This window comes from Legionellales bacterium (genome assembly GCA_026125385.1).
Classification (GTDB): Bacteria; Pseudomonadota; Gammaproteobacteria; order JAHCLG01; family JAHCLG01; genus JAHCLG01.
Genome location: JAHCLG010000029.1, coordinates 16173 through 34309 on the forward strand (window position 1 = coordinate 16173; position 18137 = coordinate 34309).

The window sequence follows — 18137 nt, forward strand, 5'->3', positions numbered from 1 at the left end:
GTCCACTACTAAAATTTCATATTAAAAATTACCTTGGAACCAACTTTTCATTCGGCCCCAAATACCTTTTACACCGTGACCTGCAAACACTTGCGATCGATTATCGCGTTGTAATTCGTTACCGTAGATTAATAGACCAATGCCCGTTGCATAAGCAGGGTTTTGAATGACTTCCGACATGCCAGTGACATGTTGAGGGATCCCTAAGCGCACGGGGACATTAAAAATTTTCTCCGCTAATTCTACCGCTCCGTTAACCCGTGAAGCACCGCCAGTGATAACCAAGCCGGAGGCGATTAAATCTTCAAAGCCACTGCGACGTAATTCAGAATGCACCAAGCGAAATAATTCTTCGTAGCGAGCTTCAACGACTTCGGCTAAAGCGACACTAGAAATTTCTCGCCCAGGCCGTTCACCAATACTGGGAATATCAATTTTTAAATTTTGGCTGACTAATTGCGCTAAACAACAAGCATAGCGGCGTTTAATGTCTTCGGCATTTTGGGTGGGTGTGCGCAAAGCCACAGCAATATCGTTAGTGACTTGATCGCCGGCGATGGGAATAACCGCGGTGTGACGGATAGCTCCTTGGGTAAATACGGCCATATCGGTCGTACCACCACCAATATCAATTAAACATACACCTAATTCTTTTTCATCGTCGGTTAATACCGCATGCGATGAAGCCAACGGTTGTAAACTGATATCGGCCACTTCTAAGCCACAGCGACGAATACATTTGACAATATTTTGCGCCGCACTGACGGCACCAGTGACCATGTGAACTTTTGATTCTAAACGCACGCCCGACATGCCAATCGGATCGCGAATGCCTTGCTGATTATCGATGATGAATTCTTGCGGTAAGACATGCAGAATTTTTTGATCAGCAGGAATTGCCACGGCTTTGGCAGCATCGATCACGGCATCGACATCGAGCTGAGTAACTTCCGATTCGCGAATGGCGACAATACCATGCGAATTTAAACTGCGTATGTGTCCACCGGCAATGCCAGTAAACACGGAATGGATTTCACATCCCGCCATTAATTCTGCTTCTTCAGCTGCGCGTTGAATGGATTGCACTGTCGCATCGATGTTCACCACCACACCACGTTTTAATCCACGTGAGGGATGCGAGCCCACCCCAATGACATCGATTTTCCCATCGGGCATAATTTCACCCACAATGGCTAATACTTTTGACGTTCCCACATCCAAGGCAACGATTAATTGTTTCGATTGTTTTTTGGCCATGTATCTCTCTCCCTAGCCAAGATTTTACTTACAACTCTACGTAGCAGCAGGGTGTTGTTGCGATTGATCTTTCCAATCTACTGCAAAACCCGTATTGTAACGTAGATCCACATAATTCACTTCATTGATCCTAGGTGCTAACACCTGCGGATACACTTTAATAAATTGCTGCAAGCGTTGAGTGACTTGCATGCGACCTAATAATATTTTTACTCCGTTATCCAAGGTTAAACTCCAAGCACGTCTTGCGCTTAAATGTAACGCTTGAATATGTAAATGCAAGGGTTTTAATAAATCTGCGAAGACAAAATAGCGTTCAACGATTAATGCACTTAATCCAGTGGGTCCAGACAGTTTTGGAAACGATTGCGTCGCAATCCCATCTTCAATGTTAAATACATCGCCTTGACGATTAATCATGTGATCGTCGTTCCAAAGCGCAACCGGAATTTTTTCATGAACACCAATGATTAAGGTATCTGGCCATTCTCGTTTTACAGAAACTTCTGCAACCCAGGGAATATCTTGCAAACGTTGTTGAATACCCGTGGCATTAACGAGTAAAAAGCCTTGCGTGACAAATGGAATTAATGCGCTTTTTACAGCTTCTTGTTGTGAAGGTAAATTAGCACCTTGAACTTTTACCCATTTTACTGGCAATACATAAGGCCCTTCGCTTTTTAACCACAGCCAAGAACCGATTATTGCAATCGCTATCAGCAAAATAAACGTGATTAAAATGGGCTTGGCTTTTCCTTCACACTGACACTGCATCCACAATCACACCTTCCTCCCTCGACAGCACACAAGTATGACAGCTCTACTATTACATTGGCAAGTAAAAATCTGAATTTTTTTCTTTATTTATCGTTATTAATTAAATCATCTAGGTGAAAGTTAAATCTAATTTTATCTGCCATGGAATTAATGATTTAATGGCTAAGCCTAAGCCTGGTGGAAAAGTTTTTTTGCGTTTGCTCCAAAATTCTGACAATCAATTCGGGAAATTCAATACCGATGTATCTTGCCGCTTTGGGTACTAAGCTATGAGTAGTTAAACCGGGTAAAGGATTAATTTCAATTAATTTAAACTGTTTATGTTCATCACGCATGATATCGACACGCCCGTACCCTTCACAACCTGTTGCTTGAAATGCGCGCAATGCCAGTTGAGTTATTTCGTGTTCTTCTTTTGCAGTTAAACCTGCGGGACATAAATAAACCGTATCGTCTAAAAAATATTTGGCTTGATAATCGTAAAATTCACGCGGTGTTTCAATTTTAATTGAAGGTAAGGTTTCATTATTAATAATGCCAACGGTATATTCATCACACAGGAATTTCTCCGCAAACACAATGGCATTCCCTTGTTTGGCTAATTCGAATGCAGGTATTAATTCGGCGGCAGTTTTTACTTTACTGATCCCAATACTTGAACCATTACACGCTGGTTTTACAAATAAGGGTAATCCTAAACGTTGAATGATTTCATCCACATTGAGTGGATGTTCTAAAATCATAAAATCCGGTGTAGGTAACCCCACACCTTGCCACAGCCATTTACAACGAATTTTATCTAAGGTTAATGCGCTTGCAGCAACACCACTACCGGTATAGGGAATATTTAAACCCTGTAAAATCGCTTGAATAAATCCTGACTCACCATCTTCGCCATGCATAGCAATAAAAACACGATCGCCTTGTGCTTTTTTCACGTGTTCGTAGACGTCATGCGGTGACTGAACATCTAAAAATTCACAATTTGCGTCGAGTGATTGTAAGGCTTTGTGAACTTCGCGTCCGCTCATTAACGAAATTTCGCGTTCCGCGCCCCATCCTCCGCTTAATATAATAATTTTTCCTAATGCTTGAATACGATTATTCATACTTGCTCTACCTTTTTGCCTGTATCGTGTAAAAAATGTTGGGTCATGCTGCCAATATCGCCAGCGCCTTGGGTGATCACCACATCATTAGGCTGTAAATGAGTCAATAAAATTTCACTTAAATTCATTTCTCGTGGTACAAAAACAATTTTGACTTTTTGATTTTTTTGAATGGCTTTTGCCAGCGACTCTCCATCGGCACCGGGTATTACTTTTTCACCCGCAGGATAAACATCCAGTAAAATTAATAAATCAACTTCACTAAGAACGTTAATAAAATCATTAAATAAATCGTGGGTACGGGTATAACGATGAGGTTGAAATACCATCACTAATCGTCGTGTTGGCCAAGCCGCGCGCGCAGCTTGAATGGTGACGTTTACTTCTGTGGGGTGATGACCATAATCATCGACTAATAATATATCGTTTTCTAATGGATATAATTGAAAACGGCGTCCTACTCCTGAAAATGCCGCTAAACATTTTTGAATGAACGCCGTTTGCACGCCCACTTCTAAAGCGATAGTAATGGCCGCTAATGCATTTAAAACATTGTGTTTTCCAGGCAAATTTAATACGACATGAAATTGTTTATGAAATGGTTTAGCATTAACAACGAAACGAGATTGTGTGACTTCTTGGGTAAAATTCAAGGCTTGGATATCGGCGTCTGCTGAAAAACCATAGGTGATGATGGGTCGCGATAATTTGGGAATGATCGAACGCACATGAGGATCATCATAACATAATACTGCCAACCCATAGAAAGGTAAATGCTGTAAAAAATCAATAAAAGTTTGTTTTAATTTTTCAAAATTCCCTTGATAGGTACTCATGTGATCGGCATCAATATTGGTGACAATCGACATGGTGGGTTTTAAATATAAAAATGAAGCATCACTTTCATCGGCTTCCGCGACAAAAAAATGGCTTTCTCCACTCTTAGCATTGCTCCCAATACTTTTTAATAATCCGCCGATGACAAACGTGGGATCGAGTCCGGCTTCAGTTAATAACGAAGAAACTAAACTCGTGGTGGTGGTTTTACCGTGAGTACCTGCAATCGCAATTCCGCATTGACGTCGCATCAGTTCTGCTAACATTTCGGCGCGACGGATCACTGGAATGCCCTTTTTTTTAGATTCTATTAATTCGGGATTATCGTCTTTCACTGCAGAAGACACGACGACCACATCGGCACCATCGACGTGTTGGGGCTGATGACCAATAAAAATTTTAGCACCCAAATTTTCTAAATAATGGGTAAGCGAACTTGCTTTCATGTCCGATCCCATCACTGAATAATCTTGTGCTAATAAAACTTCGGCAATGCCTGCCATGCCAGCGCCGCCGATGCCAATCATAAAAATATTTTTAATCCGACGCATGACTGAATTAGGTCTACTGATGATGCCCACTGCCTATCTCCTTACATTGTTCGATAATGATTTCACCGGCCTCTACTTGTCTTAAAGCATACGCGTGTTTTGCCATCTGCGGCAATTCATTTTTCATACTAAGCAGTGTTTTAATAAGATTTTCATTGGATAATTCAGCTTGTGCGATCATACAGGCGGCATGTTGTGTCACTAAAAATTGGGCATTCAAGGTTTGATGATCATCTACAGCGTGCGGATAAGGAATTAATATACTGGGTAATCCCACCGCCATTAATTCGGCAATGGTGAGCGCACCGGCACGACAAATCACCAGATCAGCCCAGCGATAAACGGTTGCCATATCATCAATAAAAGGTTTAATTTCGACATTTAGTGATAACTTTTGATAAATTTCACGAGTAAATTTTTCATCTTGTCGACCGCATTGATGAATAATTTCGATCGGTTGCTTGAGTTGTGCTAAAGCCTGTGGTACGCAATGATTAAGCGCATGTGCGCCCTGACTTCCACCTAAAATTAAAACATGTAAGGTATTATTGACACACCATTGGCGAGAAGCAGGATGAGGCAAATTAATTAATGATTGACGAACGGGATTGCCAACTGTTTGCACAGGAATTTTTTTAGGAAAAGCGTCGGGAAATGCTTGAAATATTTTTTGAGCCAAACGTGCTAAAATACGATTGGTTAATCCCGCAATCGCATTTTGTTCGTGGATCACCAGCGGCTTGCCTAACAACCACGCGGCAATTCCACCGGGTGCACTGACAAAGCCCCCCATACCAATCACTAAATCCGGTTGGCGTTGTTGAATAATTTTTTTCGCCTGTAAAACCGCAGAAGCTAATTTAAATGGTGCCAAACATTTTTGCCAAACTGATTTTCCCCGTAGCGCTTTAATCTGAATAAAGTCGATGGGGATCGCCTGTTGGCTGACAATTTCCGCCTCCATACCCTCTGCACTTCCCAGCCAAGAGACGATAATACCCTCCGCAATAAATAATTTAGCAATCGCCAGTGCTGGAAAAATATGCCCGCCAGTGCCTCCGGCCATAATTAAAACTTTAGATAATTCTGTCATTTGCGTCTCGTTTTGGAAAAACCATAAGTGAGTAAACGATTTTCATGATCGATACGTAGCAAAATCGCTAATGCCCAGCAAAATACGACCACACTACTACCTCCATAACTGATTAATGGCAACGTTAATCCTTTGGTAGGTAATAATCCCGTATTAACGCCAATATTAATCACCACTTGCAAGCCCATCCACAAGGCAATGCCATAGGCGACATAAGCAGAGAAATATTCTTCTAAAAATTGTGCTTTGCGCGCAACGTTTAAGGCGCGAAAAATAAATAAGCTAAATAAGCCAATGGTCGCAAGCATGCCTACCAAACCCAATTCTTCGCCTAATACTGCGAAAATAAAATCGGTATGAGCTTCGGGTAAATAAAATAATTTTTGCACGCTTTCGCCTAAACCCACTCCCCACCAACCACCACGACCAAAGGCAATTAAGGATTGGGTAAGTTGATAACCGCTTTGAAATGGATTAGCCCATGGATTTAAAAAAGCAGTTAAACGTTGCATGCGATACGGAGATGAAATTGCTAACACCGCAAACGCAATTCCCACTAACAAAATTAATACGAGATACTGCCATAAACGCACCCCTGCTAAAAACATCATACCTAAAGCCGTGACAATAATAACGACGGCTGCACCAAAATCGGGCTGCTTGAGTAATAAGACAGCCACTAATCCTAAGACTGCCATCGGCTTGAGAAAGCCCATAAAATTTTGTCTAACTTCATCACCTCGTCGTAATAAATAACCCGATAAATAAAGAATAATAGTTAATTTCACAACTTCAGAGATTTGCATGCCAATAGGACCAAAGCCTATCCAACGCATCGAGCCATTCACTCGTCGTCCAATGCCTGGAATGAGCACCGCGATTAATAAAAAAAATGACACAAATAATAAATAAGGACTGATTTTTTGCCAAACTGAAATTTCGATCCGTAAAATAATAAAGGCGGAAATTAATCCGGCTGATAAATATAAGGATTGTCGAATTAAATAATGGAAAGGCGTATTATATAATTTATACGAAATGACGATCGACGCAGAAGCCACCATCATCAACCCCACTCCCATCAAACCAATAATTGCAAAAATTAATACGCGATCGTAGAGCACGGGCAATTGTTTTCCGCGTTGATGAGTACGCGCCATGCTTGGGCGTTTATTTATCGAATTAATTGTTTTACCAGCTGACAAAATACTTCTCCACGATGTTCATAATTACGAAACATATCAAAACTCGCACACGCCGGGGATAATAAAACGGCACTGTGAGGTGGTGCTATTTCTGCTGCAATATTTACGGCTTCGTCGAGACTGCGAGCAAAGTGTCTGGGAATTTTATCATCTATTGCCGCGCTAATTAATTGCGCATCTTCGCCGATTAAAATTAACTGTGTCACATAACGACACACCGTTGGATTAATGTCGCGAAAATCGACTCCCTTGCCTTGTCCTCCCATAATTAAAATAATCTTGCGATAAATATGCCCTAATCCGCTCAATGCCGATTGGGTGGCACCAATATTCGTGCCTTTAGAATCATTGTACCAAACCACGTCATCAATTTCGGCAACACGTTGACACCGATGAGGTAATCCTGGAAATTCACGTAGTGTTTTCAGCATGGCAGCCACAGGTAATTGAATAGCACTGCCTAAGGCTAATGCCGCCAAATAATTCATCCAATTGTGCAAGCCTGCTAACGGTAATTCAGACACTGCGATTAAATTCTCGTTACCTCGTGCTAAATAAAGCGTATCTTGTAGCGTACGTAAACCAAACTCTGTGGAATTTTGCGGTGTGCTTTCTCCAAAACTCCACACCTCAGCGTTAGGGTTAGTAATCCAAGTATTACTATCGTCGCGATTAAATACCACATGACGTGCTTGCTGATAAATACGTTGCTTAGATGCTACATACTCTTCAAAACTGGCGTAGCGATCGAGATGATCGGGCGAAATATTTAAGATGGTTGCTGCCAATGCTTGCAATGAAAAGGTAGAATCTAATTGAAAACTGGAAACTTCTAATACGTAAAGCTCAGTATTTTCTTCGTATAGATCGAGCACGGGCACGCCTAAATTTCCACCGGTTTTTACCCGTATTCCAGCCTGCTCCGCCATTTTTCCAACTAACGTCGTTACCGTACTTTTAGCATTGGTGCCGGTAATTGCCACTACTGGGGTCGTGGTAATTTGTAAAAATAATTCGATATCACCAATAATGGGAATGCCAACAGCATGACACGCCATTAATTCAGGTAAATTGGGAGAAAGCCCAGGACTAATAATAATTTGTTGTGCTTGCATTAATATTTCGACATTAAGACCATTTAAATAAATAGGACAATTGGGAAATTGTTGCTGGAATTCTGCAAGACCTGGAGGGTTTTCACGAGTATCCATCACCACAAAATCCAGATGATTTTTAGTTAAAAATCGACAAATCGATAACCCAGTTTTTCCTAATCCGAGTACCACATAATTATTGGCGTTCAAAGAAAATTACCTCTTGTCATTAACGTAATTTTAACGTGGCTAACCCTATTAATACTAGAATAACGGTCACAATCCAAAAGCGCACAATCACTCTGGGTTCAGGCCATCCTTTTAATTCAAAATGATGATGAAGAGGTGCCATGCGAAATATTCTACGTCCGGTCATTTTAAAAGAAGCAACTTGTAAAATCACCGAAATGGTTTCCATCACAAACACGCCGCTCATTAAAAAAAAGACTAATTCTTGACGAACAATCACCGCCATTAAACCTAAACAAGCACCTAATGCCAGTGAGCCGATATCGCCCATAAAAACTTGTGCAGGATAGGTGTTAAACCATAAAAAACCGAGTCCAGCACCCACAATCGAAGCGCAAATAATCATTATTTCGCCACTGCCTGCTACATACGGAATTTGTAAATATTTGGCAAATTCAATATTGCCAGATACATAGGCAAAAATCGCCAATGCGCCGGCTACTAATACACAAGGTAAAATCGCCAGGCCATCGAGTCCATCGGTGAGATTAACCGCATTACTCGCACCGACAATGACAAAATAAGTTAACACAATAAAAAAAGCACCCAGCGGGATCATCGCTTCTTTGAAAAAAGGAATTAATAATGACGTTGCTGTGGGAGAGCTTGCATAAAAAAATAAAATAAATGCCGCGATTAATCCAATCACCGATTGCCACGTATATTTCCATCGCGCCGCTAAGCCTTTAGAATTTTTTAAAATCATTTTGCGATAATCATCTACCCAGCCTATTATCCCAAAGCCAATAGTGACTAATAATACTAACCAGACGTATAAATTATTTAAATTTGCCCATAATAATGTTGAGCTTGTTACAGCGATTAAAATTAATGCCCCACCCATCGTTGGTGTGCCAGCCTTGCTTAAATGCGTTTGCGGCCCATCATCACGAATTTGTTGACCTACTTTATAATAAGTTAAACGACGAATGACGACAGGACCCAATAAAAGCGCAATGGCTAAAGAAGTTAAAACACCTAATACACCGCGCAAGGTTAAATAATGGAATACTTGAAAACCATGATAAAAGCGTTGCAAATATTCAAATAGCCACAGCAACATGTTTTATTCCTCTTCCGTTAAAGCAGTAACAATGTGTTCCATGTGCGTCGAGCGCGAACCTTTAATTAATATCATGTGCGAGTTATCGAGTTGTTGTAGTGCCTGAATTAAATCTTGACGGTGCTGAAAAAATTGCGCATTAGTCCCAAACGCTTTTACTGCCTGTTGCATGAGTTCCCCGCAAGCATAAAATTGATCTACCCCACGTGCTAGAGCATATTCGCCAATTTCTTGATGATAACGCAGCGCATTCTCGCCTAATTCTTTCATATCGCTTAATACTAATACTTTGGTGAATCCAGGATTTTCGGTGACTAAGACATCAATGGCTGCGCGAATCGATTGCGGGTTGGCATTATAGGTATCGTCAATCACCACCGCACCAGAACGCGCTATTTTTTTTACTAAGCGTTGTTTTTCTGGCGTGGCGTTGCTTAAACCGTGTTGAATCGCCGTTAAATCGATATTTACTGCTAACGCCGCCGCAATTGCACCAAGGGCATTATGAATATTGTGTTCGCCGTATAAAGGTAAATGAATTTCTGTCTCACCTGCTGGAGTAGTCACTAAAAAAGTATATCCCTGGTTTGGGATTAGTTGAATATGATGAGCTCTCACCATTGCTTGAGGATGAAAACCAAACGTTATTATGGATTGACCCGTTAATAAGGTTTTCCAATACGGCACAAATTCGCTATCGGCATTGAGTACGGCGACACCCTGTTGAGTCAATCCTTGAAAAATTTCACCTTTAGCGCGTGCAACCCCTTCTTCATTGTTAACCGCTTCTAAGTGCACAGGCCCCACATTTAAAATCATCGCCACGCTGGGTTGTGCAAGTTGAGTGAGATAGGCAATTTCGCCAAAATGATTCATTCCCATTTCTAACACGGCATAGTGATGGGTAGAATTTAAATTAAGTAAGGTTAATGGCACACCTATATCATTATTAAAACTTTTAATGCTAGAGAGGGTTGGTGCAACGGATTGGCAAATTGAGGCTAGCAAGGCGCGTGTGGTTGTCTTGCCACAACTGCCTGTAAGTGCTATCAGCGGAATTGAAAATTGCTGACGATGAAAAGCCGCTATTTTTCCCAACGCTTGGCGAGTATTTTTTACTAATAAATAAGGTAAAGTCGTGGTTATTTTTTTTTCAACAATGAGTGCATTGGCCCCTCGCGCTTGAGCCTCTTGAATAAAATTATGGCCATCGAATACTTCACCTTGTAACGCTAAAAAAGTATGATGCGGTTTTAACTCGCGTGTATCAATGGTGATATGTTCGATGTTTATATCGTTGCCAACAACCTGCCCCTGACAAATCGCGGCTAACTGACTAAGCTTTAGTGATAATCCCATCTTTAACCTCTTTTATTAGGGTTTGCACAACCTCTACATCGCTAAACGGAAGGCGTTTTTGCCCGATGATTTGATAATTTTCATGCCCCTTACCCGCAATCAACACAATATCTTGCGGCTGCGCTTGAGTATAAGCGAAATGAATGGCGCGTGCACGATCAGCTTTTATCGTTACTTTTTTCATATCGCGAAATCCTTGGCAAATATCTTTAATAATTTTTTGCGGATCTTCCTGACGAGGATTGTCATCGGTAACCACAATATGATCGGCATATTGTTCTGCAATAACCGCCATCGGCGCGCGTTTTCCTCGATCCCTATCACCACCGCAACCAAACACACACCACAATTTTCCTGCTTGTTTTAAATCCGCTAAAGTAGATAACGCATTGGCTAAGGCATCGGGAGTGTGTGCGTAATCTACTACGGCAGTTGGCAATCCTTCGGCATGAATGGCTTGCATACGTCCAGGAATGGTGGGCAATTGTGGCAATACTGTCAGTGCTTGACTAGGTGTCACGTTTAAACTCAATAACACACCTAAAATCGCTAATAAATTATAAAGATTAAAACGACCTAATAATGGACTTTTTAATACGTGGATTTCATTATTAATAATGATTTCGGCCTCAATACCTCGCGCGGATAATTGAAAATTTTTCACCGCAAGTCCGGCGGTATTTTCTGTTAAACCATAGTCAATAATATTCACCCCGCGCGCCAATTCCAATTTGATTTTTTTTGAAAAAGGATCGTCGCGATTAATAATGGCATGATGAATGTGTGGACGTTGAAATAACATTAATTTTGCTTGAGCATAAGCTTCCATAGTTTGGTGAAAATCCAAATGATCGCGTGTTAAATTAGTAAATACTGTAATAGGAAAATGAATATTTTCCACACGCCCTAACGCCAGTCCATGTGACGAAACTTCCATCGCTACGTATTTTACTTGCTGCTTTACATATTCTGCTAATAAGCGCTGTAATTGAATAGGCTCTGGGGTTGTAAATTGCGAAGCTTGTAAATTATCAGGATCGCCATTGCCGAGCGTGCCAATGACTACGGCTTTTTGATTAAGTTGATTCAAGGCACGAGCAATTAAATGACTACAGGAAGATTTACCATTAGTACCGGTAATACCAATAATGGTTAATTTTTCGCTGGGATAACCATAAGCATGGGCAGCGATTTGACTTAAACGTTTTTCTAAACCACAAATATGAATAATCGGGATGATATGTTGCTGAGAATTTTGCGTTTCTAAAATGCGATTTTCGGGCGCATCGCACAACACACAAACCGCACCTTTAGCGATGGCTTCTTCGATGTGCTGCTTACCTTGCGTATTTTTTCCAGCGAGCGCAATAAAAACATCACTCTGTTTAACCTCACGACTGTCACTCGTTAAATCTTGAAATTCAATATCGTAATGACTGGGAAGTGGTAATACGTTACGTAATAATTCACTGAGTTTCACGGTTTTACCTCATTAACAGTGTTATCATTATCTGGCGGAATATCTAGAATTCGCAGCGCACCCGCCATGATTTTGGAAAACGTTGGGGCGGCAATTTGACCGCCAAAATAAAATCCTTTTTTATGCGGATCACGAATGACCACAGCGACAATTAATTGCGGATTCGTCGCCGGTGCTATTCCCACGAACGACGCCATGTAGTGACCTTTCATATAACCACCCGGTCCTGCTAAACGCGCGGTACCCGTTTTTCCGGCGACATGATATCCTGGTATTTGTGCTAATGAACCCGTACCATCTTTACCATTCACCACACCTTCTAACATGCTTAATACTTCTGCTGAAATTTTTGCATTTAATACGCGCTCGCCTTGCGGTGCTTTATCCACGCGTAAAAAAGTAACAGGAATTTTAATCCCACCATTAGCAATCACGGAATAAGCATGCGCTAATTGCAAGGTAGTGACAGAAACACCGTAACCGAAAGCAAGTGTTGCAAGACTAATAGGGCGCCACACTCGATGATTCACTAACGAGCCTGATCGCTCACCAGGAAAACCACTGCGCGTACGTTGACCAAAACCGAATCGATGCAATAAATTCCATAATTGTTCTGGCGGCAGTGATAAAGTCATTTTGGCCACACCGACATTACTGGATTTTTTCATAACGGTGCGCACGTCAATCACTCCAAGATTGTGATAATCGTCGTTAATGGTGTGACGTCCAATCACAATCCAGCCTTTGCCAGTATCGATTTTTGAATCCGGCGTATATTTTCCACTATCGAGCGCACTGGCAATACTGAATGCTTTCATGGTAGAACCTGGCTCAAACACATCGGTTACCGCGCGATTGCGAAATGCACTGGTGACATTAGTAATATCGGAGTTGGGATTAAAAGAAGGTTGGTTTACCATTGCTAGAATTTCGCCGGTTTTAGTATTCAGCACAACGACTGAACCTGCCACCGCATTATATTCTTCCACACAATTTTGCAATGCTTTATAGGCTAAATATTGAATGCGTCGATCAATGGCTAATACCAAAGGATGCCCCGGACGTGGATCGCGAATATTTTCGACATCGCCTACAATATTGCCGTAACGATCTTTTAGTACGCGTTTTTTTCCAGGAATACCTTCTAACCAAGAATTAAAAGCTAATTCTAAACCTTCTTGCCCTTGATCATCGACATTGGTAAAACCTAAGACATGCGCATCGACTTGTCCTTCAGGATAATAGCGGCGAAATTCACTGCGTAAATATAATCCTGGAATTTTTAATCCTTGTACTTTTTTAGCAAGCCATGGATCAATGCGACGTTTTAAATATAAAAATTCGCGTTCACTATTTTGTTTGAGATCGCTTTTTAAATCCGCTAAATTTAATTCCAATAAATTAGCAATTTGTATTAATGCTTCAGGTGTGGGAGAAAATTGTTTGGGATCGATCCACACGGATTCCACCGGCACGCTAACGGCTAATGGATAACCATTACGATCGGTAATCATGCCGCGTAATGCTGGAATTGCGATGGTTCTTAAGGTACGAGCATCCCCTTGCGATAATAAAAATTGTCGGCGATAAACAGAAAGATAAGCCACTCGCGCGACCACAGCGCCTAATGCTAATAAGACAATAAATATCACAAAAAAATAACGCCACCGGTAATGAGTGGCGCTGCCAGACTTCGACAATTTTGTTAATCCTGTTGTGTGACAATGACGATATTATTAGATGTTGGCGCTATCATATGCAACTCTTCTGTTGCAATTTTTTGCACACGTGCTTGCGTGGCCCAGGTGCTTTGCTCCAATAACAATTGTCCCCAACGCACTTGTAATTGATCGTGCAGTTGTTGCTCGGTTTGCAGTTCGCTGAATAAACGACGATTTAATGTTTTCACATAAATCACACTCACCGCCGAAACTAAGACGATAAGTGCTAACATTAACACGAGCATACCGCGTTTGGTTAAATGTAAACTAAACACGTTTCCCTGATTCCAATCGCTGTGAGCTAACGCTTTTGCTGCTGCATTCATTGCAATTTCTCCGCCACCCGCATGACCCCGCTTCGTGCACGGGGGTTATTGTCTATTTCTAATTGGCCAGGCCGAATTGCTTTACCAATAATCTGCAATCGCGGCACCAGCATATCCTCCGTAATCGGCAAATCTGCCGGAAAATTATCACCCTTACTTTCATCACGCATAAATCGTTTGACGATGCGATCTTCTAACGAATGGAAACTGATCACGACTAACCTCCCTCTTGACGCTAACACTTGTAAACTTTGTGCTAGACCTTGCTCGATTTCCTCCAACTCCCGATTGATGAAAATTCGCAAGGCTTGAAAACTCAACGTCGCTGGGTGTTTCCCAGGCTCCCAGTTGGGATGCGCTTTAGCAATAATTGCTGCTAAACACGCCGTTGTCGTGATCGGTTCCTTCCCCCTCTCGTTAATAATCGCTTGCGCGATGCGTTTTGCGTAACGCTCTTCCCCATAAGTTCGTAAAACAGTGATGAGTGTTTCTAACTTCACTTCGGCAAGCCAGTCTTTCACACTCTGTCCTTGTGATGGATCCATACGCATATCGAGCGGTCCATCACGTAAAAAACTAAATCCTCTTAGCGCATCGTCTAATTGTGGAGAAGAAACACCGAGATCAAAAATAATCCCTGTAATTTTCTCCATCCAGTTTCGCGCCTCGCATTCTTTTAATAATTGGGTAAAAGAACCCCGCACAAAACTAAATCGTTTATCAGCTTGCGCTAATTCATTGGCATTTTTTTCGGCCTCAGGATCTTTATCAAAGGCTAATAATTTTCCTGAACCCTGCAAATATTGCAAAATCTTGCGGCTATGGCCGCCGCGACCAAATGTCGCATCAATATAAATACCCTCGGCGCGCACATTTAAATACTCAATGGCTTCGTCTAATAATACTGTTTTATGTGCGACATCTTTTTTCATTACAACGATAAATTCTTCAAATCATCGGGAATATCTTCCCCATTCATATCACTACCATCACGCAACCATTGATCACGGGAATCATTCCACTGGGTTTCATCCCATAATTCAAACTTTTTACCTTGCCCCACTAACACGACGTGTTTATCTAAATTCGCATATTGGCGTAAAGGGGGTGGGATTAATACCCGTCCCGTACCATCGCTTTCTAACTCAGTCGCATGACCAATTAACAAACGTTGAATACGGCGAGTGGATTTATTGAAGCTCGAAAGCGCTGAAATTTTTGCCTCAATCGCTTCCCACTCGGGTAATGGATAGAGCAATAAGCAGGGTGCTTCCGTATCGATTGTCGCCACAATCACTCCAGAGCAAGTCTCTTGGAGGCGTTCACGATAGCGAGTCGGAATAGTTAAGCGACCTTTCGCATCCAGATTGATTGTGTTGATTCCTCGATACATTGAAACAACCCTGCCGCCTGCTTACCACTTTTGCCCACTTTCTACCACTTTCTTACACTATAGACGCACTATCTGTAATCTGTCAAGCAAGCAATCCCACGAATAGCTAATTTCGCATAGCACTTGCGGAAAAACGCTATAACAGGTTGATAAACACTGGAAAAAACAGGGGATCACACGATTAAAATTTTAAGCAGGCTTCACCGTTTGTAGGCGAATTTTAGAAAAAGTAAAAAATCACAAAATATAATGGGAAAAAACCCTAACAAGTTGGCCTATAAGCCGGGTTCTGTCGAGAGTAATCATTAATCTGGGATGTTTGTCACCAAACACCTCAAGCGACCTACCCGAACACAGCATGGGCATGCTTGATTATTAAAATAATCGATGTTCCTATTCGGTCTTGCACCAAGTGGGGTTTACCCTGCCACTGCTGTTACCAGCAGCGCGGTGCGCTCTTACCGCACCATTTCACCCTTACCCCATTATTCACGAATGAACAAACAGGCGGTATCATTTCTGTGGCACTTTCCGTAGGCTTGCGCCTCCCAGGCGTTACCTGGCACTCTGCCCGATGGTGCCCGGACTTTCCTCCCTGGATTTATTTTGCAATAAAACCAGAGCGATCACTCAGCCAACTTGTCAGCGAAGCGTGATTGTAGCGAAGTTCTTAAGTAAATACAATTTTACTGGAGCGCCTGTTAAAATTCTTCAAGGTTAAGTCAGGAGTCTGTTGTTGATAGTCAAGTTTGGAGATTCTGAATAGGCTCTTATACGACTTGACCTGCAGCATAGCCAGATGCCCCTCTAAATCACCAGTACCACCATATGACAACACCCTTATACGACTTGACCTGCAGCATAGCCAGATGCCCATGCCCATTGAAAATTATAACCACCAAGCCAGCCACTTATATCCAACACTTCACCAATAAAATATAATCCAGGCGTATTATTAGCTTCAAATGTTTTAGAGGAAATCGCATTGCAATCCACACCACCTAAAGTGACTTCTGCGGTGCGATAGCCTTCCGTGCCATTAGGTTTAATTTGCCAGCGTTGAAATAGATGGGCAATGCGTTGTAATTTTTCTTGGTTTAATGCCTGTAATATTTTATTTTCCCATTCGTCACCCAGCCAAACCTCAACTAGGCGCTTCGGGAAATATAAATTTAAAATAGTTTTTAATGTAGCATTGGGACGGGCTTTTTGCGCTAATTTAAGTATTTCAAGTAAATTATGTTGTGGTAATAGATTAATAGTTAATGTTTCGCTAGGTTGCCAATACGAAGAAATTTGCAGCATAGCTGGACCACTTAAGCCACGATGGGTAAAAAGTAATGCTTCACGAAATGTTTGTTGTTGACAAGTCACTTCACAATCTTGCGCTATTCCAGTCAAGGCGGAAAACCGTTCTTTATCGGCAGGTTGTAAAGTAAAAGGCACCAAACCCGCACGCGTGGGCCAAACGGGAATATTAAATTGTTCTGCCACATGATAACCGAAGGGAGTTGCTCCCATCGAGGGAATAGATAATCCACCTGTTGCAATGACTAATGATTCACAATTTATTTTTCCAAGCGTTGTATCAACAGTAAAACCATCTGGACTGGGAAAGCTAATTTTATTCACTGTCACCATTAATTTTAAGGTAACGTTTACCGCCTCACATTCAGCAAGCAACATGTTTAAAATATCTTTTGATTTATTGTCGCAAAATAATTGTCCTAAGGTTTTTTCATGAAAAGGAATGCGATGTTTTTTAACGAGTTTAATAAAATCTTCTGATGTATAGCGACTTAATGCCGATTTACAAAAATGTGGATTATGCGAAATATAGTTTTCAGGTGTGACGTGCAAATTAGTAAAATTACAACGCCCGCCTCCCGACATTAAAATTTTCTTACCCGCTTTATTAGCGTGATCAATCAGCAGCACTCGTCGTCCCCGACTCGCTGCTTCTTTAGCGCACATCAAACCCGCCGCACCCGCTCCAATAATTAAAACATCAACCTTCATCATGGCGGCAAGTATATCTGAAAGTGAGAAAAAAAGGGGAGTGGATTTTTTGAACCATCGGAATGAATTTTAGACTAGCGTACAAACTCCAATCTACACTCATTAGTTTGATTAAATTACAGTATCGTTTCAATCCACGCACCCGCGTGGGGTGCGACACCGTCTTATGACAGTTTTTTTGCACATTTCAATGTTTCAATCCACGCACCCGCGTGGGGTGCGACGTGTCATCCCACAGAGGCTCGCGATATTATTGATAGTTTCAATCCACGCACCCGTGTGGGGTGCGACCGTTGCAAAAATGATGATGGATGATGACATCAGAGTTTCAATCCACGCACCCGCGTGGGGTGCGACTTTCATTTCCAGAGATTGATGTTTTTAATTTCCGGTTTCAATCCACGCACCCGCGTGGGGTGCGACTTGGAATTTAATTGATCGATTTCTGCATCATCATGTTTCAATCCACGCACCCGCGTGGGGTGCGACGCACTCAGGTTTAACGCCGTAACCGTCTCATTCTTGTTTCAATCCACGCACCCGCGTGGGGTGCGACTTTAATGTAAGAATAGTTGAGGAGGTAGAACCAGGTTGCAAACCACGC

The 18137-nt window shown here is 41.7% G+C and carries 15 protein-coding genes, 1 other RNA gene and 1 CRISPR repeat array; all 16 genes read right to left on the reverse strand.

Going from position 1 to position 18137, the window contains the following annotated elements; translation table 11 throughout:
- Positions 1-21: 21 nt before the first annotated feature.
- The 16 genes from ftsA to KIT27_10215 all read right to left on the reverse strand — a co-directional run bounded on the left by ftsA (position 22) and on the right by KIT27_10215 (position 17536).
- Positions 22-1257 (reverse strand): cell division protein FtsA, encoded by a 1236-nt coding sequence (gene ftsA, locus KIT27_10140; GenBank protein MCW5590002.1) that lies wholly within the window; start codon positions 1255-1257, stop codon positions 22-24.
- A gap of 36 nt (positions 1258-1293) precedes the next feature.
- Positions 1294-2031: a cell division protein FtsQ/DivIB gene (locus KIT27_10145; GenBank protein ID MCW5590003.1), complete on the reverse strand. Its 738-nt coding sequence runs from the start codon at positions 2029-2031 to the stop codon at positions 1294-1296.
- 158 nt (positions 2032-2189) lie between these two features.
- Positions 2190-3143: a D-alanine--D-alanine ligase gene (locus KIT27_10150; protein ID MCW5590004.1), complete on the reverse strand. Its 954-nt coding sequence runs from the start codon at positions 3141-3143 to the stop codon at positions 2190-2192.
- Positions 3140-4531, reverse strand: coding sequence for a UDP-N-acetylmuramate--L-alanine ligase (gene murC, locus KIT27_10155; GenBank protein ID MCW5590005.1), 1392 nt, complete (start codon positions 4529-4531; stop codon positions 3140-3142). Before murC ends, KIT27_10150 begins: the two co-directional genes overlap by 4 nt.
- Before the next feature lie 13 nt (positions 4532-4544).
- A complete protein-coding gene (murG, locus tag KIT27_10160) occupies positions 4545-5624 on the reverse strand; it encodes an undecaprenyldiphospho-muramoylpentapeptide beta-N-acetylglucosaminyltransferase (protein MCW5590006.1) in 1080 nt (359 codons plus the stop codon).
- Positions 5621-6784: a putative lipid II flippase FtsW gene (gene ftsW, locus KIT27_10165; protein MCW5590007.1), complete on the reverse strand. Its 1164-nt coding sequence runs from the start codon at positions 6782-6784 to the stop codon at positions 5621-5623. The genes murG and ftsW overlap by 4 nt, the downstream gene beginning before the upstream one ends.
- Positions 6785-6798: 14 nt before the next feature.
- Positions 6799-8133 (reverse strand): UDP-N-acetylmuramoyl-L-alanine--D-glutamate ligase, encoded by a 1335-nt coding sequence (locus KIT27_10170; protein ID MCW5590008.1) that lies wholly within the window; start codon positions 8131-8133, stop codon positions 6799-6801.
- Between the two features lie 19 nt (positions 8134-8152).
- Positions 8153-9235, reverse strand: a complete 1083-nt coding sequence (gene mraY, locus KIT27_10175) for a phospho-N-acetylmuramoyl-pentapeptide-transferase (protein ID MCW5590009.1) — start codon at positions 9233-9235, stop codon at positions 8153-8155.
- Between the two features lie 3 nt (positions 9236-9238).
- The gene (locus KIT27_10180) at positions 9239-10594 is read right to left on the reverse strand and encodes a UDP-N-acetylmuramoyl-tripeptide--D-alanyl-D-alanine ligase (GenBank protein MCW5590010.1); all 1356 of its coding nucleotides are present in this window, start codon (positions 10592-10594) and stop codon (positions 9239-9241) included.
- Complete coding sequence (locus tag KIT27_10185; protein ID MCW5590011.1) at positions 10572-12074, reverse strand: UDP-N-acetylmuramoyl-L-alanyl-D-glutamate--2,6-diaminopimelate ligase; 1503 nt, start codon at positions 12072-12074, stop codon at positions 10572-10574. The genes KIT27_10180 and KIT27_10185 overlap by 23 nt, the downstream gene beginning before the upstream one ends.
- Positions 12071-13774, reverse strand: a complete 1704-nt coding sequence (locus tag KIT27_10190; protein MCW5590012.1) for a penicillin-binding protein 2 — start codon at positions 13772-13774, stop codon at positions 12071-12073. The genes KIT27_10185 and KIT27_10190 overlap by 4 nt, the downstream gene beginning before the upstream one ends.
- Before the next feature lie 5 nt (positions 13775-13779).
- Entirely contained in the window at positions 13780-14121 is a 342-nt protein-coding gene (ftsL, locus tag KIT27_10195) for a cell division protein FtsL (GenBank protein MCW5590013.1), read from the reverse strand.
- The gene (gene rsmH, locus KIT27_10200; GenBank protein ID MCW5590014.1) at positions 14118-15053 is read right to left on the reverse strand and encodes a 16S rRNA (cytosine(1402)-N(4))-methyltransferase RsmH; all 936 of its coding nucleotides are present in this window, start codon (positions 15051-15053) and stop codon (positions 14118-14120) included. Before rsmH ends, ftsL begins: the two co-directional genes overlap by 4 nt.
- Positions 15053-15514, reverse strand: a complete 462-nt coding sequence (gene mraZ, locus KIT27_10205) for a division/cell wall cluster transcriptional repressor MraZ (protein ID MCW5590015.1) — start codon at positions 15512-15514, stop codon at positions 15053-15055. Before mraZ ends, rsmH begins: the two co-directional genes overlap by 1 nt.
- 262 nt (positions 15515-15776) lie before the next feature.
- An RNA gene (rnpB, locus tag KIT27_10210) (RNase P RNA component class A) lies at positions 15777-16156 on the reverse strand.
- A gap of 198 nt (positions 16157-16354) precedes the next feature.
- The gene (locus KIT27_10215) at positions 16355-17536 is read right to left on the reverse strand and encodes an NAD(P)/FAD-dependent oxidoreductase (protein MCW5590016.1); all 1182 of its coding nucleotides are present in this window, start codon (positions 17534-17536) and stop codon (positions 16355-16357) included.
- Positions 17537-17659: 123 nt separating this feature from the next.
- A CRISPR array of direct repeats spans positions 17660-18089; the repeat unit is 32 nt; unit sequence GTTTCAATCCACGCACCCGCGTGGGGTGCGAC.
- Positions 18090-18137 lie beyond the last annotated feature (48 nt).

Coding starts and splice junctions, on each gene's coding strand:
- KIT27_10145 (MCW5590003.1), bottom strand. CDS start 2,031: ATGCAGTGTCAGTGTGAAGGAAAAGCCAAGCCCATTTTAATCACGTTT.
- KIT27_10150 (MCW5590004.1), bottom strand. CDS start 3,143: ATGAATAATCGTATTCAAGCATTAGGAAAAATTATTATATTAAGCGGA.
- KIT27_10215 (MCW5590016.1), bottom strand. CDS start 17,536: ATGATGAAGGTTGATGTTTTAATTATTGGAGCGGGTGCGGCGGGTTTG.
- rsmH (MCW5590014.1), bottom strand. CDS start 15,053: ATGAAAAAAGATGTCGCACATAAAACAGTATTATTAGACGAAGCCATT.
- murG (MCW5590006.1), bottom strand. CDS start 5,624: ATGACAGAATTATCTAAAGTTTTAATTATGGCCGGAGGCACTGGCGGG.
- mraY (MCW5590009.1), bottom strand. CDS start 9,235: ATGTTGCTGTGGCTATTTGAATATTTGCAACGCTTTTATCATGGTTTT.
- ftsL (MCW5590013.1), bottom strand. CDS start 14,121: ATGAATGCAGCAGCAAAAGCGTTAGCTCACAGCGATTGGAATCAGGGA.
- KIT27_10180 (MCW5590010.1), bottom strand. CDS start 10,594: ATGGGATTATCACTAAAGCTTAGTCAGTTAGCCGCGATTTGTCAGGGG.
- murC (MCW5590005.1), bottom strand. CDS start 4,531: ATGCGTCGGATTAAAAATATTTTTATGATTGGCATCGGCGGCGCTGGC.
- ftsA (MCW5590002.1), bottom strand. CDS start 1,257: ATGGCCAAAAAACAATCGAAACAATTAATCGTTGCCTTGGATGTGGGA.
- mraZ (MCW5590015.1), bottom strand. CDS start 15,514: ATGTATCGAGGAATCAACACAATCAATCTGGATGCGAAAGGTCGCTTA.
- ftsW (MCW5590007.1), bottom strand. CDS start 6,784: ATGGCGCGTACTCATCAACGCGGAAAACAATTGCCCGTGCTCTACGAT.